Below are 25,086 nucleotides of genomic sequence, written 5' to 3' on the forward strand. Positions count from 1 at the left end.
GAACAGCGTTTCCTCATAGGATCCGGACCGCCTTCGACACGCTGGGAACGCCACGCGCATCGAGCGCGAACAGCATGTAGTAGCCCGGCAACGCGGCACCGGAATCAGCCGGAATCGACAGTTGATAGGTTGTGCCATTCGCCGACACGATCGGCAGCGAAATCCGGCGCTGGTCGTTGTTCGTCGAATGCGTTACCGACGACATTCGCATCAACACGAAGGACGCGACCGACGCCCCCGTCGACACCGTCATCGTCGATCCGTGCATCGCGCTGGTCGGCGCGGACACGATCGCCGGGCGAGAGGCAAGCGTATTGTCGGCATTGAGCAGGTAAGGTGGCGTCAGGATTTCCGCATTCAGATGGTTGCTCACGCAGCCGAAGCCGCATTGCCCGCCGCCGCCGACGAACACGCGCCCGTCCGGCATCAGGATCGCCGTGCTGTGATAGGTGCGCGGCGTCCGCATCGGCTGCAGCAGATCGAAACGATGTGTCGCCGGGTCCCAGATCTCGGGCACCAGGATCGCGGTGGTATCGGTAAAGGGCATCGGCACGCTTTGCCCGCCCACGATCACGACATTGCCGTTGGGCAAAATGACGCTGTTCGCGAATGCGCGCTGATAGGTCATCCCGTTCAGCCGTTGCACCGACACGGGTTGCCCCGGGCCGCGCGTGATATCGATCAGATACGCGGAATTCGATGCATAGGTCGACGTGCTACCGTTCTGCTGATACGCTTTTGCTCCGCCTGTCTTCAGAATCAGGCCCGTGTCGAACAGCGATGCCGTACCGTTGATCGAATAAGGGTCGACACCGCGATTTCCCGCCGACGAGATTGCGCCGACGCCGCTCGTCGAGATCCAGTTCATCTGCGCACTCGGGCCGGCATGGAATACGCTGCCATTTGCCTGCGCAAACAGCCACAGGTGATTATCGCCGCGGTAAATGCCCTGCGGATCCGGACCGACGATGTTCGTTTCCGGCACGCCCGACAGAACGGTCCATCTGCTGCCGTCCCACAGTTCGGCCTGTTTGCCACCCAAACCGCCGCTCCACGATCCGCCAAGCGTCATCACCGAGCCATTCGACAGCAGCGTATCGCCTTGATACCCGCGAGGAATGTTCATCGTCGCGGCGGCGCTCCAGGTATTCGTCGTCGAGTCGTAGAGTGTCGTCTTGGGACTGCTGTCACCACCATTGACCAGCAGCCGTCCATCGGACAGCATCGCGGTGCCGGGGCAGAACATGTCGGAACCCGCGGACGTTTCGATGTACTGCGTCACCGCGTTCGTCGCGGAATCGAAGAGCGCAGTCTGCGTCTGCGTGACCGCATAGCCCACGTCGGACTGAATGGTATAGGGCTGGTTCGACGACCACATCACGAGCTTGCCGTTCGGCGTATTCGCGAGGCCGATCGGGTTGACCGGCAGCGTGATGACCGGGCTCCATGCCGACGGCAGCGTGACCGGGAAAGTCTGCGGCAACGTCAGGGCGAACTGGTCGCTCAACGTTGCCGCATTCTGACATGGAGACTGGATCAGTTGCGCGCCGGACGCGAGCGATCCGCCGCTGACGCTCGCGCACATCCCGCTCGCGACCGACACCAACTGGTACTTTCCACCGATCGGCGTGACGGTCCACTGGTCGTTCGTCAGCGAGCTGTCCTGACACGCGTAAGGAATCAGCGGCGTGCCGCTCGTGCGCTGGCCCTGATAGACGTTCAGGCATTGTCCGGTGGACTGGGCGATCACGTGATAACCACTGCCGACAGGCTGCAACAGCCAGCCGGTGGCGCCCTGATTGCTGCACGCGCCCTGCACGACGACGCCACCACTGATCGTCATGCACAGCCCGCTGCTCGCGACGACTACGTTGGTCGACGCGTTGACCGGCAGGTACAGGTTGAATTGGTCGCTGGTCTGCGTGGCACCCTGGCAGCCATACTGGATCAGTTGCGCGCCGCTGGCCGTTGATCCGCCGCTCACGTTCACGCACAAGCCATTCAACGCAGACACGATCCGGTAGCTCGATCCAACCGTGACGACCGTCCACTGATCGTTCAGCAGGCTGCTGCCCTGACAACCGTACTGAATCAACTGCGTTCCACTCGTGCCCGAACTGCCCGGCACATTGAGGCACAGACCGCTGCCTTGCAGCACGATGTGATACCGATTTCCGGCAACCGGTACGAACGACCAGGTCGTATTGCTCTGGCCGGAGCACGATGCCTGCACGATGCCCGCGCCCCACGACGCCGAATTTCCCGCGCTTGTCAGGCAGAGTCCGCTGTTCGCGGACACGATATCGGTATATGAAGGACTGCCAATCGCGAATGCGCTGACGGATACCAGCATGCTCGCCAGAATTGACAGGCAGGCGACTGCCTTTCCCCACAGATCGCGCATAGGTCCCTCACGAGCGTCGTTGAAAGTGAGGACGATATATACCGCCGCGCGTCTACTGCAAATGTACGTTTGCACACTATTCTTGTCGTTCGACCGGATGCGCTTTACCGAGCGCGATCGGTATCGAAAAGCAATTCCTTTTTCTATGGCTCTCCCGGATCGCTCCCTCCGATCGATGTACCGGAAGGACACACTGTTGATCGGCTTGAGTGTCCGGGGTTATGACTGGCACATCCGCCCACCCATCCCTTTTCGACGCCACACCCGGCCCCGTTCCCGAAGACACGTTAGACTGTCCGCATGGAACAATGCCGCTATTGCCAGAGAATCCGCGATGAATGGGATTGCCACGGCGACGAATGCCGCCGGGCAATCGCGAAGGCACTGCGCCGGCAGCGCGCGGGCCTGCCGATGGTGCCCGATCGCATCCGCAACGAGCTGCCGTCCGGCGCGCCCACCCAGCAGGTGATCGCGGTCCTGTCGCGCCAGCGCCTGCGCGCACGCCGCGGCAACGAGGAACGCCGCGAGCGCAAGGAGATCGACGACGCCGACGGCGTCTGATCCGGCAACGCCCCCTTCCGCCCCACCTGCCGGCGCCCCGCCGCCGGGCATTCACCCGTGCGCGGCGCCTCGCCGCCCGCTGCCCGCCACCGGTTTGCAATTCCCGCAACGCAGAATGGGGCTGGATCGAAATTCTCTTGAAATTGTTGCCTGATGCGCAACGATCTTTCATCGAAACCCACGTTTACCCTAGGTCCACCGGCGCCTACGATGTAATCAATCGCTTACGACATGGTGTCGCCGGCGAAGTCAATAGAACATCGGAGGTCATCATGAAATCGCTCGTTTCCGCAGTCGTTGCCGCTGTCGCCCTGTCCGCTTCGTTCGGCGCCTTCGCCCAAAGCACCGTGACCCGCGCGCAAGTGCGCAACGAACTCGTCCAGCTCGAAAACGCCGGCTACAAGCCGAGCCAGTCGAGCCCGTACTACCCGGCCGACATCCAGGCCGCGCAAGCGCGCGCGCACGCCGCCGACAACAGCGGCTATGGCGCGCAGCCGGCCCCGGTCGTCCAGGGCGGCGCACCGGCGGTCAAGGTGCAGAACGCGCGCGACTCGGTCTACTTCGGCCACTAAGTCCGCCGACGCGCGCATCGCGCGCGGTGCGCCCGGATCCAGCGAGCCCGTCCGTGACGGGCTCGTCGCGTTTCTGCCGTGCGCATGACCGGCCTGACGTCAGCGGCCGCCCCCCGCCGCCACGCGTCAGCCGGCGTCGGCAGCAATCGCGCCGCCCAGCAGTTCCTGGTAACGCACGCACGCGCACTGCGCAGACGCCTTGGCCGCGTACATCGCCGCGTCGGCCTTGACCAGCAGTTCCTCCGCCGACGCGCCATCGACCGGATATTCGCTGACGCCGATGCTCGCGCCCACGGCCAGGTGACGGTCGCCGAAGTCCAGCTCCTCGGCCATCACGATCTGGATACGCGACGCGATATCGCCGATCACCGCCGGCGATCGCACGTCCGAAATCAGTACGATGAATTCGTCGCCGCCGAGCCGCGCGGCCATGTCGCCGCTGCGCAGCACGAGGCTCAGCCGTTTCGCGACCGCGACGAGCGTGCGATCGCCGGCCGCGTGCCCGTGCTGGTCGTTGATCTGCTTGAAGCGGTCGAGATCGACGAACATCACCGCCAGCCCCTCGCGCACCGCGGCCGCATGCCGGATCGCGGCATCGAGATGCTCCATGAACAACAGGCGGTTCGGCAGGCCGGTCAGCGGATCGTGACCGGCGAGGTGTGTGAGCTCCAGTTGCTTCGCGCGCAGCATCGCGACCTGCGTGCGGATCTCGACGCGCATGCTGTCGAAACAGCGCGCCAGCACGCCGATTTCGTCGGCCCGCGCGACGGGCAACCGTTCGGCGGCCGGATCGTCGAACACGTGGGTCGCCGCGCGCGCGAGCATCTGCAATGGCCGCGTGATCGCGCGCGCAAACAGGATCGCGAGAATCACCGCCGCCACGCTCATCAACAGCACCATCCTGATGATGCGCTCGCCGAGCATCCCGGCCGGCGCCAGCACGTCCGTGAGCGGACGCGCCATGCCGAGCACCACGAAGCGGTTACCCTCGTTGCTGCCGAACGGCGTGCGCACGAACGCGAACATCTGGCCTGGCGCGTCGTCGGGCTGCGTGAGACCGTTGAGCGTCACGTTGGTGCGCGTCCCGGCGAACAGCAGCCGCGTGTCGGGAAAGCTGTCCTGCATCAGCACGCGCCGCCCGCGATCAAAGCCGAAGATCTGCGACGGATCGGGGTGCACGAGGAAATCGCCCCATTCGTTCGCGAGGAACACCGCGTAGTCTTGCGGTAGATCGCGTTCGAGCCGGTCGAACATGCGCGTGAGCTCGACGTCGACGACCAGCGCGCCCGCAACCTGGCCGTCGTCGTCGACGACCGGCGTGCCCACGCGCAGGATCGGCAGCCCTTCGGCCGAATGCGAGCCGGTCTCGTGATTGATCACGATCGGCGACAGGTAGATATGACCGGGCGCCGTCGCAAGCGTGTCGAATACGTAGGAAAACTGCCCTTTCTCCTGGAATGCACTCTCCGGCAGCACGACGATGCCATGCGCGTCGCGATCGACGCGAATGCGCTCGAGCCCGAAATCGCCGCGCGCGATCAGCCGGATCTGCAGGTACTCGGGGTGGTTCTTCATGAAGCTGTAATACACCTGCTCGAGCCGCGTGCGCGGCGCACGATCCGTGCCTTCGCCGTGGGCAACAGGTGCCGACGACGGCAATTGCGCGAGCACGAGCGCATCGTCGGCCACATCGGACAGCGCGGTCGTGAAGCGCTGCCCGAGCAACTGCGTCGACATCAGCAGGCTGTGCTGCGCTTCCTGCACGAGCATCGTCCGGTTCGCACGGTAGGTGTAGTAGCCGGTCGTGCCGGACGCGATCACGCCGATGCACGCGAACAGCACCGACAGCTTCGACGTGAGCCCGAGCCTGATCATTTTTCGAACCGCTCCGGCCGATCGCCCGAAACGATGCGGCTCCATAGCGACTCACGCCGCGCGATGTCTTCCACCGGCTGGATCCAGACGAGGTGCTGGTGACCGGCCTCGAGACCGGGTGGCGGTTCGAGCGTATTCGCGAGCCCCTGGCGTTCGGTCAGCAGCGCGCCGATCGCCGGTTCGAGCATGTAATTGATCCATGCGAACGCGAGCTCGCGATGCTCCGCGCCGCGCGTGACGCCCCAGCAGTCGAGCCATGCGAGCGCGCCTTCGTCCGGAATCACGTAGCCCACATCCGCACCGGCGCGACGCAGTTGTTCGACCTGCTGTGTGCCGTAGTTGCCGAACATCAGCGCCGCGCGATGCTGGACGAACAGCGCGGTCGCCTCTTCCGGAAGCGTGTAATACGTGAGCAGGTTGCGTCGCAGGTCGACCAGCTTGTGCGCGACGGCAAGCGTTTGCGCGGGCGACAGGTGGAACGGGTCGGGATAGCCGAGCGCGAGCGCGGCGAACGAAAAATTATGCTGCGCGCTGTTGAAGTCGAGCACCTTGCCACGGTAACGCGGATTCCAGAGTTCCAGCATCGAATGCGGCGCGACCGGCACCTGCTTGCGATCGTAGATCAGTCCCATCGACGAATACGTGAACGGAATCGCATAGGTCGCGCCGTTGCGCACGAGCCCGCCGATCGTCGCGAGCTGCCGGAAATTCGGCAGTTGCCACCGGCGGTTGGGGATCCGGGACAGGTCGATCGGCGTGAGCAGGTCGCCGCGCGCATAGCGCTGGATCTCGGCGGTGTTGGCCGCGAGCACGTCGTACGGCGGTGGCGATGCACTGTGCATCCGCGTCCACAATGCTTCGTCGGAATCGACGAACGTCACTTCGACGCGCACATGGAATTGCGTCTCAAACGCATTGACGACATCGTTGTCCGCATAGCCCGGCCACGCGAGCACACGCAGCACGATGTCACTGGCAGTCTCGGGAGAAGCGGCGAACGCAGGCACGCATGACACGCCCAGCGCCAACAGGACGAGCAATCGACGGACGGCACGAAGCCCACGCTCGCGCGCGCCCATTCCCCTGATCAAAGGGACCCCGTATGAATGGCCCGACTGCATCCGCCGTCCTTTTTCGAGTCGACGCGTGATCGTGCAACAAGACCATAAAAAATATCGCGGCGCAATTGGAACAAGCCGCACGCGCACCGTGTCAGCCTCATGTGGAGGACGACATGCGTGCACCCTTCGATCGCGTGTCGTCGCGCGCAGACGAATGCGGGTGCGCGAACAACGAATGATCAGGAGAAAGTCGTTACGCGTCGTTGGCGCTGGATGCTTCCAGGCGAAAGGAATGGTGCGAACGGCCGCAACGCGGAGCCGAACGCGGCCTGATGCGGCGCAAGCACCGGCATCGGCATCGCCCCGAAAGCGCGGCCAGCCGCCGCGCCGTCGCGCTTTCCTTTTCAGGCCGCCCGTCGGACAATGGCCCGCGCCCGCCGGCGCGGCGCCGCACCGGCCCCGCGCGCGGCGGACACGTGTTCCCGTCCGCACCGATGAAACGCTACGAAACCCTCGCCCATACGATCGCCGACGAAATCCGCCACGGCAACCTCGCGGTCGGCACGCGCCTGCCGTCGCTGCGGCAGATCATCGCGCAACATGGCGTGAGCCAGTCGACGGTGTTTCGCGCGTATTACCTGCTCGAACAGTGGGGGCTGATCCGCGCACGCGAACGCTCCGGCTATTACGTCGCGCCGGGCGCGGGCCCGGCGGCGAACCCGCCCGCGAAACGCCGCGCGAGCCGCGCCGGCGCGACGCGCAAGGTCGACATCAGCGATCTCGTGTTCTCGGTGCTCGACGCCGCGACGCAGCCCGGCATCGTGCCGCTCGGCTCCGCCTTCCCGTCGCCGCAGTTGTTTCCACTACCGCGCCTCGCGAAGTCGCTCGCGCAGGCGACGCGGCTCATAAGCCCATGGAGCACGGTCGTCGACCTGCCGCCCGGCAACGAGGCGCTGCGCCAGCAGATCGCGCGCCGCTATCTGGCGACCGGCGTCGCGCAGCCCGTCGACGAGATCGTCGTCACGAACGGCGCGCTCGAAGCGCTGAACCTGTGCCTGATGGCCGTCACGCGGCCCGGCGATGTCGTCGCGGTCGAATCGCCCGGCTTCTATGCGGCCCTGCAGGCGATCGAGCGGCTCGACCTGCGCGCGGTCGAGATTCCCGTCGATCCGCGTACGGGCCTCGATCTCGATGCACTCGCGAACGCGCTCGACCGGCACGACATCCGCGCGTGCTGGTTCATGACCAATTTCCAGAACCCGACCGGCGTCACGCTGTCGCTCGACAGGAAACGCGCGCTCGTGGAGATGCTTGCCGCGCGCGAGGTGCCGCTGATCGAGGACGACGTGTACGGCGAGCTCCATTTCGGCCCTGACTACCCGCTGCCCGCGCGTGCCTTCGACCGGCACGGCCTCGTGATGCATTGCAGTTCGTTCTCGAAGACGCTCGCGCCCGGCTACCGGATCGGCTGGGCCGCCGCCGGCCGGTTCGCGGAAAAGGTGCAGCGGCTCAAGCTGATGACCACGCTGTCGGCGAGCATTCCCGCGCAGGCCGGCATCGCGAACTATCTGGAGCACGGCGGCTACGATCGTCACCTGCGCAAGCTGCGCGGCGCACTGCAGGCGCAGCTCGCGCGCATGGACGACGCGCTGCGGCGCTGGCTGCCGGCCGGCGTCGAGTGGGTACGGCCGGACGGCGGATATTTCCTGTGGCTGTCGTTTCCCGATGCGATCGATGCGATGGAACTGCACCGCCAGGCGATCGCGCGCGGCATCAGCTTCGCGCCGGGGCCACTGTTTTCGGCTGCGCACCGCTTCGAGCGCTGCGTGCGCGTGAACTTCGGCCATCCGTGGAGCCGCGACATCGAACGCGCGATCCGCGTGCTCGGCGAGCTGGTCGCCGAGCCGGCGGTACGCAAGGCCGGTTGAACCGCACGGCGGCCGGCGGCCGCCACCGTACAGCCGACGCGCATACGGGTTACATTGCAAGCCCCTTCGCTCCTTCGCACGCATCCCATCTCATGAGCGCATTGCCCTACCTCGATCACGTCGCGCTGCTGACGCTCGCGGCCGAAGCCGCCGGTGTCACCCAGCCGTGCACCTGCACGAAGACCCCGCTTGCCGGCTGGACGAGCCTGCCGCTGTCGCTGCGGGACACGCAGCTCGTCGACGTGGCGACGCTCATGCCGCCCGATGACCCCGAGCCGACCTACGACGAATACCATCCGGACCGCACGCGTTACGGGTCCGACGACGCGCCGATCGCGCCGCGCCACTTTCCGTACAACCGCTGCAACGTCAGCCGCTGCGTGTCGTGCGGCCGGCTGTATCTGCGCTACCAGGAAGGCGGCGGCTACTTCATCGACCAGCGCATCCGCGCGCTCGATCCGGCGTTGATCGTCGACGCGCAGGCATGAACCCGGCGCGGGCATGCGCAACGCATGCCCGCGCCCCGCGAATCTGCTGCGCCCTTTTCATCCCGATCTGCTGCTTGTCCCGCCGCCCCGCGTTCCCTACGCTGTCTCCGGTTGCCTGACACCCGTCGCAACGTTCCCTCCCGAGCGGCGCGCGCCCCCTGCGCCGCCGCTCCTCTCGCGTATCACGTCATGTACCGATATACCGATTTCGACCGGGCGCTCGTGCACAGCCGCGCCGCCCAGTTCCGCGACCAGCTCGAACGCTGGCAGCACGGCACGCTGAGCGAGGACGCGTTCCGGCCGTTGCGCCTGCAGAACGGCTGGTACGTGCAGCGCCATGCGCCGATGCTGCGCGTGGCCGTGCCGTACGGCGAACTGTCGAGCGCGCAGCTTCGCGTGCTCGCCCGGATCGCACGCGACTACGACGTGCCCGACGACGCGACCTATCGCGCCGCCCGCGACGCGCAGGCGCTGCTCGGCACGCTGCGCCTGCCGACCCGCAACGCGCACTTCACGACCCGCACCAACGTGCAGTTCAACTGGATTCCGCTCGCGAAGGCGGCCGACGTGATGGACCTGCTCGCGACTGTCGACATGCACGGGATCCAGACGAGCGGCAATTGCATCCGCAACATTTCGTGCGACGAGCGCGCGGGCGTCGCACCGGACGAGATCGCCGATCCGCGCCCGTTCGCCGAAGTGATGCGCCAGTGGACGACGCTGCATCCGGAATTCGCGTTCCTGCCGCGCAAGTTCAAGATTGCGATCACCGGCGCGGCCGAGGACCGCGCGGCGACCGACTGGCACGACGTCGGGCTGAAGCTCGTGCGCAACAACGCGGGTGAGCTCGGTTTTCGCGTGAGCGCCGGCGGCGGCATGGGCCGCACGCCGCTGATCGCGACGCTGCTGCGCGCGTTCCTGCCGTGGCAGCACGTGATGAACTACATCGAGGCGATCGTTCGCGTGTACAACCGCTACGGACGCCGCGACAACAAGTACAAGGCACGCATCAAGATTCTCGTGAAGAGCGAGGGGCAGCGCTACATCGACGACGTCGAGGAAGAGTTCCGCCAGATCGTCGAGCATGACGGCGGCCCGCACACGATTCCGCAGGCCGAGTTCGACCGCATCGCGGCATCGTTCGTGCCACCGCGGCTGACGTCGCGCACGCTCGACCTCGACGATGCCGAAGCACGCATGGCCGCACATGCCAGTCGCCATCCGGCCTTCGCGCGCTGGCTCGCGCGCAACGTCGCCGCACACCGCGATCCGGCGCTGCGCATCGTCACGCTGTCGTTCAAGCGTCGCCTGCAGGCGCCCGGCGACGCATCGCCCGAGCAGCTCGACGCGCTGGCCGAACTCGCCGACCGCTTCTCGGCCGGCGAGGCGCGCGTGACACACGCGCAGAACGTGGTGCTGCCGTGGGTACACGCCGACGATCTGTTCCTGCTGTGGGAGCATGCGCGCGCGATCGGGCTTGCCAGTGCAAACGTCGGACTCCTGACCGACATGATCGCGTGCCCCGGCGGCGATTTCTGCGCGCTCGCGAACGCGCGCTCGATCCCGATCGCCGACGCGATCACCGAGCGGTTCCAGGATCTCGACATGCTGCACGACGTCGGCGACATCGACCTGCACATCAGCGGCTGCATCAACTCGTGCGGCCACCATCACAGCGGGCACATCGGCATCCTCGGCGTCGACAAGGACGGCGCGGAGTGGTACCAGGTGACGCTCGGCGGCTCGGACGGCTCGAGCACGAGCGGCCCCGCGCGGCCGGGCAAGGTGATCGGCCCGTCGTTCTCGGCGGACGAGATCGTCGATGTCGTGGACGCGCTCGTCAACGTGTATCTCGACGCGCGGCTCGATGCCGACGGCCGCGGCGAACGATTCATCGACACGGTGCGCCGCATCGGCGCCGAGCCCTTCAAGGCCGCGGCGAACGACGCACGTCACCAGCCGGAGCACGCATGAAACCGACCGACGAAACAGTGAACCCGAGCACGAACGCACGCATCCGGCTGCTGACGCCGGCCGAACACGCCGACGATACGAACGCGTCCGAGACCGCGACGCTCACGACCCTGACGATCGGCAACGACGAGGAACTGCTGCCGCTCGCCACACGAATCGCGCAGGCCGCGCGCATCGACCTGCACTTCCCGTCCTTCACCGACGGCCGCGCGTACAGCCAGGCCTATCTGCTGCGCAAACGCTTCGGCTTCGCCGGCGACTTGCGTGCGACGGGCGACGTGCTGATCGACCAGTTGCTGCTGATGGAGCGCACCGGGTTTTCGAGCGCGGTGCTCGGCGTCGATGCCGATCTGGCCGCCGCGCGCCGGCAGCTCGACCGGTTCTCCGGCTTCTATCAGCGCGATGCGAGAACGGCAACGTCGCGGCAGGACACCGCGGCGCAGGCGGAGAAATGACAACGGGCGGTCCGCAGGCCGCCCGTCCGATGAACCGCAAGCGCCGCGCCCGCCGCGAAGCGGGCGCCGGCGTTCAGCGCGCCGCCACCGGCTTGCCGAACGCGCCGAGGATCTTCTTCTCGAGCGCGATGTAGTCGTGACCGAAGTGGTGGTCGCCGCCCGTCTTGATCACGTCGGCGCCGGTATTCGCGAGCGCCGGACACATCGTGTCCTTCTCTTCCGCACCGTAGAAGCACTGCACGAGCCGCGGCGGCACCTTCGCGATTTCCGGCGCGACCTTCATCGCCTGGTCGCTCGCCGGCATCCCGAGCCAGCCCGTCACGCGGATCTGGAAATCCGCCGCCGGCGCGAAGCCGAGCAGCGACATCACCGCGACCTTGTCGCGCAGGTCGGCCGGCAGCCGGTTGTACGCGAACGGCATCACGTCCGCGCCGAACGAGTAGCCGACCAGCGCCACGCGATTCGCATGCCAGCGCGCCATGTAGGTGCGCATCACGCGCGCCAGGTCGCGGCTCACCTGTGCAGGCGGCTTCTCGCTCCAGAAGTAGCGCAGGCTGTCGATACCGACCACCGCCACGCCGTCGCGCTGCAGCGCCTCGGCGATCGTCTTGTCGAGATCGCGCCAGCCGCCGTCGCCCGAGATCACGATCGCGAGGCGGTCGCTGCCGCCCTTGGCCGGCAGCTCGACGAGCGGCAGGTCCGACACGTCGAGTTCGTCGCTGCTGCTGGTGTCGTGCAGGTGCGACGTGACGAGCGACACGAGCTGCGCGGTGTCGCCGGCCGCGGCCGTTTCCACGAAGCCCGGCATCGCGCGGCGCACGATCGTCGGATCGGGCGGGCACGGCTTGAAGCGCACATCGAGCTTCGCCGCCGGACCGATCGACACGACGCCGGCGATCGTGTTCTCCGGCGCCATCGACAGGATCTGCTTCGCGATCGCCCCGCCCTGGCCCACGCCCGCGACGATCGGCGTATAGTAATGCGCCGATTGCGCGAGGCGTTCGAGCTGGTGGCTGACCGCCTCGGCGTCGCCGTCGAGGTGGTGACAGGTTTCCTGCTTCGCGGCGAGGTTCGCCGCATAGCGCTCCGAATCCACGCCGACCGTCATCGCGCCCGCTTTCGCGAGTGCGTCGGCCGCCTGCTGATCGGCGGCGCCCCAGCCTCGCTTACGCGAGAACAGCACGACGAAGCCGCGCAGCGGGCCGCTCGGCTTCGTCACGGTCACGGGGCCGTAGCGGCCGCCCGAGACGGTTTCCGGTTTCGCCGCCGCCGGCTGCGCCGCGAACGCGGCGCCGGCCAGCATCATTCCCGCGCAGGCGGCTACCGCCTGCACGATACCCTTCTTCAACATCATGAACGCCGACCTCCAGCCAGCAGGGACAGATCCGCGAGCGTGACGAACACGCCGACCGAGCCCGAGGCCGCCAGATAGCGCGGCTCCCAGTGCGGCTCGAACTTGCTCTTGAATGCACGCAAGCCACGGAAGTTGTAGAAGCGGCCGCCGAACCGCCAGACCATCAGCCCGAACCGGTGCCACGGCGACGGCATCTTCGCTGCCCCCATCCCCGAGAACGGCGCGATGCCCAGGCTCAGCTTGCGGAACCCCGCTTCCTTCAGATGCAGCGCGAGCTGCGTAAACAGATACTCCATCGCGTACGGCGACGCGTCCGGCAGATGGCGCATCACGCCGACGGTCGCCTCGGTATTGAGGTCGGTCGTCATGAACGTGACGAACGCGATCGGCTTGTCGGCCTGGCGCACCAGCATCACCGACTGCGTCGCGAGATAGCCGTCGTGGAACGCGGCCACCGAGAAGCTCTTCTCGCGCGCGTCGCGGCTGTCGAGCCAGCCGTCGGAAATGTCGCGCAGCGACGGCAGCGCGGCCGGCACGTCGGGCGGCGCGATCACCTCGACCGTCAGCGCGTCCTTGTCGCCGCGGCGCAGCGCGTAGCGCAGGTGGGAACGATTCGAGCCCTTCAGGTCGAACTGGTCGAGCGCGATGTGCGCTTCCTCGCCGAGCTTCATCAGCGTGAGCCCGGCGTCGAGATACAGCGGCAGCGCGTTCGCGCGCACCTGGTAGAACGCCGCGCGGCCGCTGTGCGCGTGCGCCAGCGCGATGAACTTGCCGATCAGCGCCGGCCATTCCTCACGCGGGCCGACCGGATCGTGCAGCGCGGCCCACGTGCGGCCGTGTTTCGCATACATCAGGAACGCGCGGCGCGACTCGGAGAACAGGAACGACTTGTCGCCCATCAGCGCGAGGCCCGCATCGCTGCATTCCTGCGCGCGGATGATCTGCTCGGCATCGAGCAGGTCTTGCGCGACCGGCGTCACGAAACGACCGGGCGCCGGGCGCAGCAGTTGCCACAGCGCGAACATCGCGACGAACACGCCGGCCGCCAGCGTCGCGCGCAACGCCCGCGGCGCGCGCTCGTCGAACGCGAAATGCGACCACAGATCGCGCGTGTACGGCACGTCGCGGAACGCGAAGCACAGCACCCACACGGCGAGCACCAGCACCATCGTCACCGACACGAACCAGCTCACCGTGAAGCGCTCGGCGAGCAGCGACGAATGCCGGTTGAAACGGCGGCGGCTGACGAGCAGCAGCACCAGCAACGTGCCGAGCACGCCGGCCTCGACGAACGCGAGGCCCTTCGCCAGCGACAGCGCGAGGCTCGCGAGCGTCAGCGCGAAGGTCATCCACCAGGCCCCGTCCAGCCGGCGCAGCAGCCCGCGCGCGACAAACAGCAGCGCGACGCCCAGCACGCTGCAGATCACCTGCGAGCCTTCGAGCACCCACAGCGGCACGATGTTGCGCAGGATCGCGATCCGGTGCCAGAACGCGGGCGTCGCGCTCGAGATCACCAGCATCCCGCCGACCGCGAAGGTCACGAGGCTCAGGAACAGCGGCGCCAGTTGCGACACGCGCGCGGCCTGCCGCGACACGAGCCGGCGGCGCAGTGCGCGGCCCTCGAACCCGGCCAGCAGGCCGGCCGACAGCACGAGCGGCACGCCGAAGTAGATCGCGCGATAGGCGATCAGCGCGGCGACCATCGCGTGCGCGGGCACTTCGCGGCCCAGCGTGAAGACCATCGCGGCCTCGAACACGCCGATCCCGCCTGGCGTATGGCCGATCATCCCGAGCAGCAATGCGGCCGCGTACACGGTGATGAAGATCGGGAAGCCGACCGGCGCGGCCGGCAGCAACACCCACAGCGTCAGGCCCGCGGCCACGACGTCGAGCACCGCGTAGACGACCTGCGCGACGAGGTCGCGCCGCGCGGGCACGTCGAACGACAGCCATTTGAAGCGCGTGACGACCGGGCGGGCGGTATTCCCGCACATCGCGACCATGACGGCCAGCACGACGAGCAGCGCGGCACCGCTCCACGTGAGCACGCCGGGCGCGACATGCAGCATCGCGGCGAGCGTCTGCGGCACGCAGACCATGCCGACCGCCGTCATCAGCACCAGTGCGAGCGCGAGCGTGCCGCTGGTGAATACCGTCATCCGGCCGATCTGCGCGGGCGTGACGCCCGACACGCCGTACACGCGCGCGCGCACCGCGCCGCCCGTCAGCGCGCCGAAGCCGGTCGCATTGCCGAGCGCGGAGCCGGCGATCGCGCCGGTCCACAGCGCGGCGCGCGGCACCTTCGCGGCGACGTAGCGCAGGCCGACCGCATCGCGGGCGACGAGCGCGAGATAGCTGAGGGCCGTCGCGGCCAGCGATGCGCCCCATTCGACCGCGGACATGTGGCGCAGCTGGCGGATCACCGACCGGTAGTCGACGGATTCGGACAGGTGCTGGAACACCACGATCAGCAGCAGGCCGATACCGAGCGCGAGCAGTGGCGACAGCACGCGCTCGTTGCGGATCAGTGTCGAGACACGGGCGATCACCGCCGCGGTACGGCCGGGCGGACCAGGGTGGCGGGAAGACATAGATGGTTCAGTGGTGGTGCATAGCGTGTCGCGGCGCAAGGTGGCCTGGCGGCGACGAATCTGGTTGTTCTGCGTGGGCGGTCGGCCTGGGACGAAGGCAGGCGGCGCCTGGATCAGAAAATTACGAGTATACGGATTTTATATTACAGAATCTTTCGATCTTGCACCGGGCGGTTCGGGCGCGGCGGGCGCATCGACGACGCATCAAATTCATGCGCAAGGTGCGCATCATACCGGGAACCGCCCGGGATTTTTCATCAGATGAATGACTTGTGATGCATTTGGGAAAAATTCTCCCGGTCCGGCGAGCCGGCGAGCGCAAAACCGCGACCGGGCGCTGGATTCGGGGAATGGGAACGGTTTGTCGCCTTCGCCTCACGGGTCCTTCATCGCTCCGTCATCACGCCTGCTCAAGTCCGAAATTATCGCTCGCGATCGAACATCAATCCGTGATGGTCACTTCGACACGACGATTTCTCGCCCTTCCCGACGCGGTGCCGTTGTCCGCCAGCGAATCGGCCTCGCCATTTCCCTCGACGTCGATGCGCGGCGCCGGTACGCCTGCCGCAACGAGAATTTGGGCCACGTGCCGGGCGCGTGCTTCGGAAAGCGTGTGGTTGGATGCTTGACGTGTCGAACTGATCGGTGTGCTATCCGCGTATCCTGCCACCCGGACGGTCGCGTCCTTGGTCACAGCCGCGATTTCCCAGCCGGCCGAAGCCGCCACCGAAGCGCCCCACGGCGCCACCGTTGCTTCTCCGGGCCCAAACATTCCGCTGAATCGGAGCGTCAACGCATTGCGCCCGGCGTCGCGGATCAGTTCGACATTCCCTGCAGCAACTTCATCGCGAAGGCGCAGTTCCAGATTGCGAGCCAGCGCATCGAGCGGCGACGCCCGGAGCCTCTCCTTCGTGCGAACCCAACGGTCTACGGCGGCATACGCCCCGGCTCCCAGCAGCAACGCAACAGCGAGACCTCCGACGAACCTCGCTCGCGACCGACGCACCGCCACCGGACGTACCCATGGATCGATCGTCTGTCGCGGACGTTTCAGCGGCTCGCTGACGTGACTCACGCTCTGCCCACCCGTCATGACCACGTCGTGTACGTGTCCGCGAATGACCTGCAAGCGCTTTTGCCCACCTGCTTCAAATCGGTATCGCCCACGAAACCCGAGATCGAGTACGTTCTGGTACAACTCGATCAGGTCGAGGTTCTCGCGCGGATCGCGCATTGCCTCGTCGATCAGCTGGAACACACGGTCGCCGCCCTGACGATCATGTCCCAACGCACTCGCCAGGCTGTTGTCCTGCCATTCGACGCCGGTTGTTGCGCCTTTTCCCCAAGGCGTCTGCATCGCCGCCTCGTCGAGCGCGGCGCACAGACAATAGCTTGCGCACCGGATATGCTCGGGTCGGACCTGGAGCTCACCGCAGATCCGGGTGAAGAGACGCACTTCCTGCCCCAGCCATCGACGCCATCGTGCAACGGCGTCGGCATCGAGCGTTTCGGGCGTTTCGGGCGTTTCGGGCGTTTCGGGCGTATCGGGCGTATCGGCCAACGCCTGCAACAGGACGCGCGACGCTTCGAGCAGCGGGTTGACCGCCTGCTCCGCGGCCTTGAGCCGTGCGGCAACGGGCGGCGACACCACGGCTCCTGCGTCGCCCTGCGGATCGGTAGTCGATAGCGTCATCCTGATCGATCCCTCCCGGTTCAGCGGGAAGCGCTTACCGCGCTCGCCGGCAACATCCCTCGCGGCAATCCCGGCGGCGGGCCACTATCCGGCAGGTTGAACACGGACATCGTGCTGGGACACCGGAATGTCTTCAGCACGTCGCTCGTCAGCGGATTCGCGACACTCCCTGTGCTCGCGACGTCGAGCGCCGCTTGACGACCGTCGAAACTGAACGCGACGCGCGTGCGGCCCGGCGTTGCCGTCTCCACCACACGACCTTTCTGGAGCAGGCGCATCAACGCCCAAGGCCCGTCCGCTACGATCGTCGACGTGTCCGGCCGAATCCGCGGATTGGCCGTGATTTCCGTGTGGACGCCGCCGCGCGGCCCCGGCCACGTGACCGTGAAAGGCGCGACCGGACCGTGTTGATAAAGCGTCGTCTGCCCATCGATGTCGAGCGACAGGCTCATGATCGTCGGATCGAGCTCGGGAATCCGGATGTCGGCCTTCCACGTCATCTGCTTGTGGCCGGGATCGTTGAAGAAGACGTCGCGGATTGCCTTCGCACGCTCGAACGGCTCCAGGTCCGGTCCCTGCACGGGTTCGGTCGCGCCTGGCAGCGTCCGGTAGCGCCAAGGCTTCGCGGCCGTGTCGACGAACGGTGCAAGCGTTTTTGCGAAGAAGTCGTCGATCACGCCGCCCTGCGCAAACACCCGGGTGAAATCGTCGATGCTGACATCGCGCTTGCTGTCCGGTGAAAATGGATAGTTGCCCTCGACAATCAGCCGACATGTGGCGCCGACCACTGCCTGCATCTGGCGCGACAGCAACTGGCCGATACCTTGATTGACTTCTCGCGAACCATCGCCGGCAAGCTGCAGCAATACGGCGCGAAACGGCGCCGGCATCGTGTCGGCCGTCATTTTCAGCTTCGCGGCTGTGTCGCTCGCCGGTGGCATGCTGTTATTTGACAGCGCATTGTCGGCAACAGTGAGCACCGTGTAGTAGTCGTTCAGCAGGTTGGTGACGCCGTCCAACCCCGTCTTGTCCGCCTGCGTGGCGGCGGGTTGCGTATCGGATTGCGCATCCACGCTCCCTGTTACGACCTCGCGCAGCGCCGCAAAGTGATTGTCGACAAGTTCCCGTTCAATGCGTTCCGACGCCCGAATGCCCAATGTCTTGTCCGCCTTCTGATTGAGCTGGTCGGCGGCGCGCTGCAGCAGCGAACCGTCCGACGCAGCCATCGGCTGCGTGAGCGTCGTCTCGTGCACGGCCGCGCGCGCAAGCCGCACCAGCGGCGAATCAGGCGCCGCGAAGCTGCGCAGCACCTTCAGATTGAACGCAAGGCTCGTGCCGCTCACGGTCCGGATGTCGTCGAGAAACGCGTCCCACTGCTGCGCGTATTCCGTCAGGTATTCGCGGCGGACCGCGTCGGTCAACGCATCGTCGGCGCCGGCCGAGTTGCTCACGATCTCAGCCGTTTTTTTTTGAGCCGGATCCGACAACCCCGCCAGATACGAACGTCCCATCACCCACGCATCGTCCTCGCGCGCGATCTGCACGAATTCGGATAATCGCTTGTCGAACAGATTCCGGTAACCAACGAACGTGAAGAGCCCCGATACGCCGCGCGACAAGGGTGCATCGCTCGCCCGCGTGAACACCGTGCCGGCTTGCGGGCCGACCGCGCGCAGCAACGTAAACTCGTCGGGCGCCTCCTTGAGCATGGCCGCCTTCGCGCGCTGATAAAGGCGATCGGTTGCGTTGCTGCCGTCGAGAAACGCCCGTGTCTGCTGTACCAGCGCATCGTTGCGGATCAGCGCAGATTGCACCACACGTTCCCCGGAGAAAAGCGCTTGCACATGGTCGATCATCGACGCCCTTCCACCGAAAGCAGCCGCACTGTCGGTCTTCGCCCAGTCGTCGAGCACCCAGGCCTTGACGTCGGCGGCATTGAACTTCGCCTTGTCGTACAGCATCAGGTACACGCGCAGCGCATCATAGGCCGTCTTGGGATCCTTGTTGGCAATCGCACCGGACATGACGTCTTCCAGACGATGCACGATCTGCGGCAACAGCAGGTTGTCCTCGAGGGCGTCGTAGGCATGGCGGCTTTCGGTGGCGATGTCCGTTGGCGTATAGAGGCCGTAGCGCCACGTACTGTCCGGGTCCGACAGGTCCAGGCCCGGGAAGATCGGCAGATAGCGAGCCTCGGTCAGCGTGTCCGGCACGGCTTCCGGCTTGGGTTCCTGGTAAAGCCGGGTGACGCGCGCCGTGAGCGCCTGCACCTTGCGGCCGATCGCATCGAGATAGTTGCTGTTGTGGCCGAAGCTCGCGCGCAGGCCGAGCGCCAGCCACACGAACAACAGCAGGGCCAACGTATGGCCGATCAGGCGTAAAAGCCGGTAGCGATATTCCCAGCGCAGGTTGGGGCTCACCAGATGCGCTTCCGGGAACATGACACGGGTCAGGAGGTCGTGCAGGAAGAAACCCTGGTTGCCCTCGGCGCGCGCCGACGAAACGGGAGCGTGGTCCTGAGTCGACAGAAGACGTTGAACGACCGTACTGCGCTCCACAACGATCTCGCTGTCCTGTTGCCGCGCACTTGTGAAATACACACCGCGTAACGTCGAATGGAGTTGGGTATCGTCGTAGCGCGAATCGAGAAACACGCGGTCGATCAGGTCGAGCAGCGGTCCGAGCAGCGCAGAAAACGCCTCGGGTAGCGCCGCCAGCGACCGGCGCTTGCGCGGATCATACTCATCCTGCAGATGCGTATCGATCGAACCGCTCAACCGTTGCGCGAGTTCGGCAAGTTCCTCGTGGCAGCGGGCGCGCAGCCCCTCCTTCGCAACCGTTTCCTTGCCATACGGAAGCGTGAAGCCCCATGTCTGCGTCCTCCCCTCGGCCGTCAGCGCCCCGAAATACTCGGCGAAACCCGTCAGACGGTCCATCTTCGTGACCATTACGTAGACAGGGAAACGAATACCCAGCTCCTGCCTCAGTTCCGCCAGCCGCGCGCGCAACGCGGCAGCCTCAGCCACACGCGCCTGTTCGTCGGCACTTGCCAACGTGGCAAGATCGATCGTCAGCAACGCGCCGTTGATCGGCGCGCGAGGCCGATGCCGGCGCAGCATGCCCAGAAATCCGAGCCATTCCGCGCGATCGATCTTCTGTCGGCGGTCACCCGCACGTTGACCGGGCGGAACGACATGGCCGCTGGCCGTTGACGTGGCCGCGGCTTTCAATTGCGACGCCTCATTCTGCTTTCCATCTTCTACTGCACCATCCGCAGCCGGCTCGGCACCGGCGCCGGCCTTGCCCGGAACGCCAGTTGCCTGCTTCCCCGTTTCCTCAGTGGGCGCGCCGACGTCATCGGCCGTCGACGTGCCATGACGCGTGTAGTAGCCGGCCGTGTCGATCAATACAGCCTCGTTGGTCAACCACCAGTCCACCGCGGAAGCGTCGCCGACAGGCGCCCCGGCCGCGCGCTGCATCTGCTCGGCAACGGGAAATACCACCCCGCCGTTCATCAGTACGCTGGTCTTGCCGGCCCCTTGCGAGCCGAGCGTGATGTACCAAGGCAGCTCGTACAAATAGCGCTTGCCCTGGAACAGCTTGGCAAAGCCGCGTGCGCCGGTACGCATCGATTTCAGGCGCACGAGCGCGCTCGTCACGATCCCTTCGATTTTCCGCAGGCGCGGTACGGCAGGCGACTCATCCTTGCGGCGATCCAGGCGCAACATCTTCTTCATGAACGCGTCGTCTTCGCGCATTTTCCGCCACAGGCGGAACGACCCGACAAGAACGAAGACGGCCACCACCAGCGCGATCGCGGTGAGTCGGGCAGACACGGGCTCGAACGGCGCCGTATGGCCGAGCGACAGCAGCGGCGCCGCATACCAGATCAGCAGGCACAGCAACGCGATAAACACGACACTCGTCGACAAGCCCACGAGCCAGAGCAGCACACCGGCGAGCAACATCGCGATCAGCAGCACGCGCATGCCGGCGCCGGCGAGCGGCTTGAGCCCGCCGAACGCGAAAAACGGGCCGACGAACCAGATCACCAGTGCGACGACGATCAGCGCGAGGAACGCGAGGAACTGGCGCGAGGCCAGAAACGACAGGAACTGGAACTTCTTCATGTGTTATTCCGAAAACGGATCTGGCTTAGCGTACGACGTCGATCTCGACGCGCCGGTTTTGCGCACGCCCCTGTGCGGTGCGGTTGTCGCCGACCGGATCGGCATCGCCCTTGCCGACGGCTTCGAGACGGTTCGCGGGCACGCCGGCGGCTTGCAGCATCTGCATGACCTGGGTGGCGCGTTCTTCAGACAGCATCTGATTCGACGCGAAATGACGGCTGCGAATCGGCACGTTGTCCGTATAGCCGATGATCGTTACCTTGCCGGGCACCTTGGCGATCTCCGTGGCGATCTTTGAAATGAGCGGATTCATCGACGCCTGGACCGAAGCGCCGCCGGGCTTGAACATCGCGTCGCCGCGGAACGTGACGGCGCTGTGGCGGGCGTCTTCGTCGACACTGACGGTGCCCGCAGCGATTTCATCCTTGAGCAGTCGCTTGAGATGCAACTGTGGCGGCGGTACAGGCGGCGGCGTCATGCGGGCGATGTCGGCAATCTGCTTCTGAACGTCGGCGCTGCGACTGAACAACTCGTACTTGAACCATCCGAACAGTCCGAGCAGGATTACCGACAGGACCGTGACGGTGATCCATACCGGAAAATCGGTGAACGAAAGGCGCTTGCCTGTCGCGGTCGATTGCCAATGAGGCGATAGCGTCAGCGGCACAGGTTCGCGCTGCGACGTGATCACGTTATAGAGCCGCTGACGAATCGCATCGTGCTTGCGCTTGCCGTCGGTCACGCCTCGGTAGCGGCCTTCGAAACCGAGGCTGAGAATGCGGTAGATCACTTGCAGCAAGTCTCGATGCTCGTGAGGGTCTTCCAGCAATCGGCCTATCAGCAAATAGACCTTGTCGCCGCCCTTGAGATCTCCGTGGAAAGTGGTCGCAAGCCCCCCTTGGATCCATGCGATCGCCGACGAGCCCTCCTTGCCCCATGCGGTTTGCGTTGCGGCTTCGTCCAGTGCCGTGCACAGGCAGTAGCTCGCGCCAATCATGTGGTCGCGCCGGATGTTTGCCTGCTCGCAAAGCCTTTCGAATACGCGGACCTCCTCCACAAGAAGCCTGCGCAACAGCACGACTGCATCTTTCGACTCAAACGTTTCGGGCATGTCGGCCTGCGCACGCAGCAAGACGCGCGAGGCCTCGAGCAACGGATTCCGTGCGGCCAGGATTGCATTCAGTCGCTGCGATTCCGCTTCTCCCGGCGGGATGACGTAAGTCTTCAGGTTTCGATCGGGATCGACGGTATCGGCAAACGCCGGAGCATCGACCGGAACCGATACGTCGTGCTTCTGGCCACCCAGGTATTTCGCACGATCCATCATCCGATCCTCGCAACGGTACTGCTGACTAGCACACATCCACACTCGGTACGATGCCCGTGCAAAGCCACACGAATTCCACCGACCGTCAGCGTCGGGTGAGCTTCGATAATCCGGTTCACTCCGTGTGGACGACCATCCGGATAACGTTGGGGACAATCGACCAGATCGTGAAGTCGCGCGACAGGCTTGCCGTCGACCGTGTGCGTAGCTGAACCCGTCATGATCCGGCCGCCATGATCGGTGCCGTCTCCAAGTACTGCGATGGGAAGAGACATTGAATCGCCTTTGGTTACTGAATCCATCATTTCGGTAAGTTGATTTCGCTCCCGACGAAATTACGCCTTCACATCGGTTCCATCGGAATCCTCTCGGGATTGCGTGACGCATCGCGCAGATACGGATCAAAAGGGTCTACCTGGCACGCAGCCTCAATTTCCGCCGGCCATACCGGAATCTTGCTCGTGCGCATCGCGAACCATCGACCTAACGACGCCACAAAGAAAATGGGAGAAAGCAATATTTGGCCGATAGGTTGACCATTCAGCGAAAAAAACATGTACCTGAGACCAACCTTGTATTTTTCACGTCGCTCGGCAATATCGTGGCACCAGTAGACGTCGCGATAGACCGACGCCGGACCTTCCTCCATGTATCGACGGATGAATTCCCAGCTGTGCTTCAACTGATCCACTAGCATCGTGTCGCCGGGCAGAGCGAATGTCTCTCGCACCGTTTCTCCATCCTTGTCGAGGATATGGCCGCGTATATCCCAATTTTGTCGACCGGCCATTCGCTCACAACGCCCGAGCGTGAAAAATATATCGCCCCATTTAGCCTTCAACACTGTCCCGTTTCGCCGAAAAACATAAACCATCCGATTTTTATAATTAAATCTTATCGGAAAATGCGTCAAACCAAATGATTCCTTGAGCAACCCCCACAGAAGAAGCAGCCACAATGGGGCCAAAAAAGGAAGGGCAAACAACATGAAGCCAAAATCAGATTTGCTCGGAATAAAATGCACCGGCGAGAGCATGTACAACGGCATCGCAATCACAATCGCAGTTATTAAAAAAAAATATAGGCATATAGCCGTCACAAATCCGCGATAAATAAACCAACGATCAACACACTCGAGATACGTCGAATTCATCCTCACCACTGAAATGTTGTAAAACGGCGAAACATCGAGTGACATTCTTTGATTAAGTTGATTGAACCGCTCCTCGTCGGTAAGCTTTCGATTAATGCGATATTTCTTTGCATAGAGTCCCGTGTAGTCCATGCTACGCTCCAATCGCGATCGCCAGATCGCTCATTTCCGCATCTGGATTCGGGTAGCGGTCTTTCGCCTCGAAGACGCCCCAGTAGCAACGCTTCAGCCACTTGTCGATCTTGTCATCCTGCAGAAATGTGCCCTGCGACACATTGATCCGCTCCCGCCACGCCGACAGATTCAGTCTCTCGATCTCCTCGGCCAAACGAACCGAGTTCGCAAGCCATTTGGCCTGTTCGGTCTTGCTCAGTCCCTTTGGCATGCCTTTGATCGACTCATCGTCGATCATCACCAGGAACTTCGACGACACAACCGTATTCGTCGGTTCTCCTCGAATCTGGAGGCGACACAACGCAAGCGGCACCTCTCGCTGGATAGCGTTTTCACCGATCTTCTTGATGCCGGAGGATTTCAAGAGTTGACGGATAAGCGATGCGCGATACGCCTTGTACGAACCGGTCAACTCGACCGGCGCGACCGGGCGGCCACTGACCACGCCGCATGCGGCCAGAGCATGACGAACCGGCCCATCCGCTGCACTTTGCAACATCTGGGTGATGGACCCGCCGAGCGATGCCAATAATTTGCCGAGCATCTCCGGCGCCTGCTTGGCCACGCCATCGATGGAATTGTTGAACGCCAGCATCAGGCCGTCCCAGCCGACTTTCCGTGCAAAGCCACACGAATTCCACCGACCGTCAGCGTCGGGTGAGCTTCGATAATCCGGTTCACTCCGTGTGGACGACCATCCGGATAACGTTGGGGACAATCGACCAGATCGTGAAGTCGCGCGACAGGCTTGCCGTCGACCGTGTGCGTAGCTGAACCCGTCATGATCCGGCCGCCATGATCGGTGCCGTCTCCAAGTACTGCGATGGGAAGAGACATTGAATCGCCTTTGGTTACTGAATCCATCATTTCGGTAAGTTGATTTCGCTCCCGACGAAATTACGCCTTCACATCGGTTCCATCGGAATCCTCTCGGGATTGCGTGACGCATCGCGCAGATACGGATCAAAAGGGTCTACCTGGCACGCAGCCTCAATTTCCGCCGGCCATACCGGAATCTTGCTCGTGCGCATCGCAAACCATCGACCTAACGACGCCACAAAGAACACAGGCGAAAGCAATATTTGGCCGATGGGCTGACCATTCAGCGAAAAAAACATGTACCTGAGACCAACCTTGTATTTTTCACGTCGCTCGGCAATATCGTGGCACCAGTAGACGTCGCGATAGACCGACGCCGGACCTTCCTCCATGTATCGACGGATGAATTCCCAGCTGTGCTTCAACTGATCCACTAGCATCGTGTCGCCGGGCAGAGCGAATGTCTCTCGCACCGTTTCTCCATCCTTGTCGAGGATATGGCCGCGTATATCCCAATTTTGTCGACC

Annotated in this window: 19 protein-coding genes; 6 read left to right on the top strand and 13 right to left on the bottom strand. The window is 64.6% G+C overall.

Annotated features, from left to right (window positions below; genetic code table 11):
• Positions 1 to 13 precede the first annotated feature (13 nt).
• Complete coding sequence (locus tag DIE06_RS04895; protein WP_124660382.1) at positions 14 to 2,404, bottom strand: RICIN domain-containing protein; 2,391 nt, start codon at positions 2,402 to 2,404, stop codon at positions 14 to 16.
• A gap of 300 nt (positions 2,405 to 2,704) precedes the next feature.
• Between DIE06_RS04895 and DIE06_RS04900 the strand changes: the two genes are divergently transcribed.
• Both DIE06_RS04900 and DIE06_RS04905 read left to right on the top strand, forming a co-directional pair.
• Entirely contained in the window at positions 2,705 to 2,965 is a 261-nt protein-coding gene (locus DIE06_RS04900) for a hypothetical protein (RefSeq protein WP_006760082.1), read from the top strand.
• Between the two features lie 272 nt (positions 2,966 to 3,237).
• Positions 3,238 to 3,537, top strand: a complete 300-nt coding sequence (locus tag DIE06_RS04905; RefSeq protein WP_124660383.1) for a DUF4148 domain-containing protein — start codon at positions 3,238 to 3,240, stop codon at positions 3,535 to 3,537.
• Positions 3,538 to 3,663: 126 nt separating this feature from the next.
• On the opposite strand, the gene DIE06_RS04910 is transcribed toward DIE06_RS04905, so the two are convergent.
• On the bottom strand, positions 3,664 to 5,412 hold the full coding sequence (locus DIE06_RS04910; protein ID WP_124660384.1) for a sensor domain-containing diguanylate cyclase: 1,749 nt from the start codon (positions 5,410 to 5,412) through the stop codon (positions 3,664 to 3,666).
• Positions 5,409 to 6,533, bottom strand: coding sequence for an extracellular solute-binding protein (locus tag DIE06_RS04915; protein ID WP_124660424.1), 1,125 nt, complete (start codon positions 6,531 to 6,533; stop codon positions 5,409 to 5,411). Before DIE06_RS04915 ends, DIE06_RS04910 begins: the two co-directional genes overlap by 4 nt.
• A gap of 434 nt (positions 6,534 to 6,967) precedes the next feature.
• Between DIE06_RS04915 and DIE06_RS04920 the strand changes: the two genes are divergently transcribed.
• From DIE06_RS04920 to DIE06_RS04935, 4 genes are all read left to right on the top strand, one after another.
• Positions 6,968 to 8,401 (top strand): PLP-dependent aminotransferase family protein, encoded by a 1,434-nt coding sequence (locus tag DIE06_RS04920; RefSeq protein WP_124660385.1) that lies wholly within the window; start codon positions 6,968 to 6,970, stop codon positions 8,399 to 8,401.
• Positions 8,402 to 8,493: 92 nt separating this feature from the next.
• The gene (locus tag DIE06_RS04925; protein ID WP_124660386.1) at positions 8,494 to 8,889 is read left to right on the top strand and encodes a hypothetical protein; all 396 of its coding nucleotides are present in this window, start codon (positions 8,494 to 8,496) and stop codon (positions 8,887 to 8,889) included.
• Between the two features lie 189 nt (positions 8,890 to 9,078).
• Positions 9,079 to 10,863: a nitrite/sulfite reductase gene (locus tag DIE06_RS04930; RefSeq protein WP_124660387.1), complete on the top strand. Its 1,785-nt coding sequence runs from the start codon at positions 9,079 to 9,081 to the stop codon at positions 10,861 to 10,863.
• Positions 10,860 to 11,318: a DUF934 domain-containing protein gene (locus tag DIE06_RS04935; protein WP_124660388.1), complete on the top strand. Its 459-nt coding sequence runs from the start codon at positions 10,860 to 10,862 to the stop codon at positions 11,316 to 11,318. Before DIE06_RS04930 ends, DIE06_RS04935 begins: the two co-directional genes overlap by 4 nt.
• A 73-nt stretch (positions 11,319 to 11,391) precedes the next feature.
• On the opposite strand, the gene DIE06_RS04940 is transcribed toward DIE06_RS04935, so the two are convergent.
• The 10 genes from DIE06_RS04940 to DIE06_RS04990 form a co-directional block, all read right to left on the bottom strand.
• Entirely contained in the window at positions 11,392 to 12,672 is a 1,281-nt protein-coding gene (locus tag DIE06_RS04940; RefSeq protein WP_124660389.1) for a virulence factor family protein, read from the bottom strand.
• A complete protein-coding gene (gene mprF, locus DIE06_RS04945) occupies positions 12,669 to 15,263 on the bottom strand; it encodes a bifunctional lysylphosphatidylglycerol flippase/synthetase MprF (RefSeq protein WP_124660390.1) in 2,595 nt (864 codons plus the stop codon). The genes DIE06_RS04940 and mprF overlap by 4 nt, the downstream gene beginning before the upstream one ends.
• A gap of 442 nt (positions 15,264 to 15,705) precedes the next feature.
• Positions 15,706 to 16,956: a type IVB secretion system protein IcmH/DotU gene (icmH, locus tag DIE06_RS04955; protein ID WP_124660392.1), complete on the bottom strand. Its 1,251-nt coding sequence runs from the start codon at positions 16,954 to 16,956 to the stop codon at positions 15,706 to 15,708.
• 20 nt (positions 16,957 to 16,976) lie between these two features.
• Positions 16,977 to 21,086 carry a type VI secretion system membrane subunit TssM gene (gene tssM / locus DIE06_RS04960; protein WP_124660393.1) on the bottom strand — a complete coding sequence of 1,370 codons (4,110 nt, stop codon included), beginning with the start codon at positions 21,084 to 21,086 and terminating at the stop codon, positions 16,977 to 16,979.
• A gap of 25 nt (positions 21,087 to 21,111) precedes the next feature.
• Positions 21,112 to 22,413: a type VI secretion system protein TssL, long form gene (tssL, locus tag DIE06_RS04965; RefSeq protein ID WP_185733343.1), complete on the bottom strand. Its 1,302-nt coding sequence runs from the start codon at positions 22,411 to 22,413 to the stop codon at positions 21,112 to 21,114.
• Entirely contained in the window at positions 22,410 to 22,688 is a 279-nt protein-coding gene (locus tag DIE06_RS04970; RefSeq protein ID WP_185733344.1) for a PAAR domain-containing protein, read from the bottom strand. The genes tssL and DIE06_RS04970 overlap by 4 nt, the downstream gene beginning before the upstream one ends.
• A gap of 68 nt (positions 22,689 to 22,756) precedes the next feature.
• Positions 22,757 to 23,698 carry a DUF6708 domain-containing protein gene (locus tag DIE06_RS04975; protein ID WP_124660396.1) on the bottom strand — a complete coding sequence of 314 codons (942 nt, stop codon included), beginning with the start codon at positions 23,696 to 23,698 and terminating at the stop codon, positions 22,757 to 22,759.
• Position 23,699: 1 nt separating this feature from the next.
• Entirely contained in the window at positions 23,700 to 24,335 is a 636-nt protein-coding gene (locus tag DIE06_RS04980; protein ID WP_260433537.1) for a hypothetical protein, read from the bottom strand.
• Complete coding sequence (locus tag DIE06_RS04985) at positions 24,335 to 24,577, bottom strand: PAAR domain-containing protein (protein WP_124660425.1); 243 nt, start codon at positions 24,575 to 24,577, stop codon at positions 24,335 to 24,337. The genes DIE06_RS04980 and DIE06_RS04985 overlap by 1 nt, the downstream gene beginning before the upstream one ends.
• 68 nt (positions 24,578 to 24,645) lie before the next feature.
• Positions 24,646 to 25,086: DUF6708 domain-containing protein (locus tag DIE06_RS04990; protein ID WP_409364486.1), on the bottom strand; the 441-nt coding region annotated here is incomplete at its 5' end.

Source organism: Burkholderia sp. Bp8998, from assembly GCF_003854235.1.
Classification (GTDB): Bacteria; Pseudomonadota; Gammaproteobacteria; order Burkholderiales; family Burkholderiaceae; genus Burkholderia.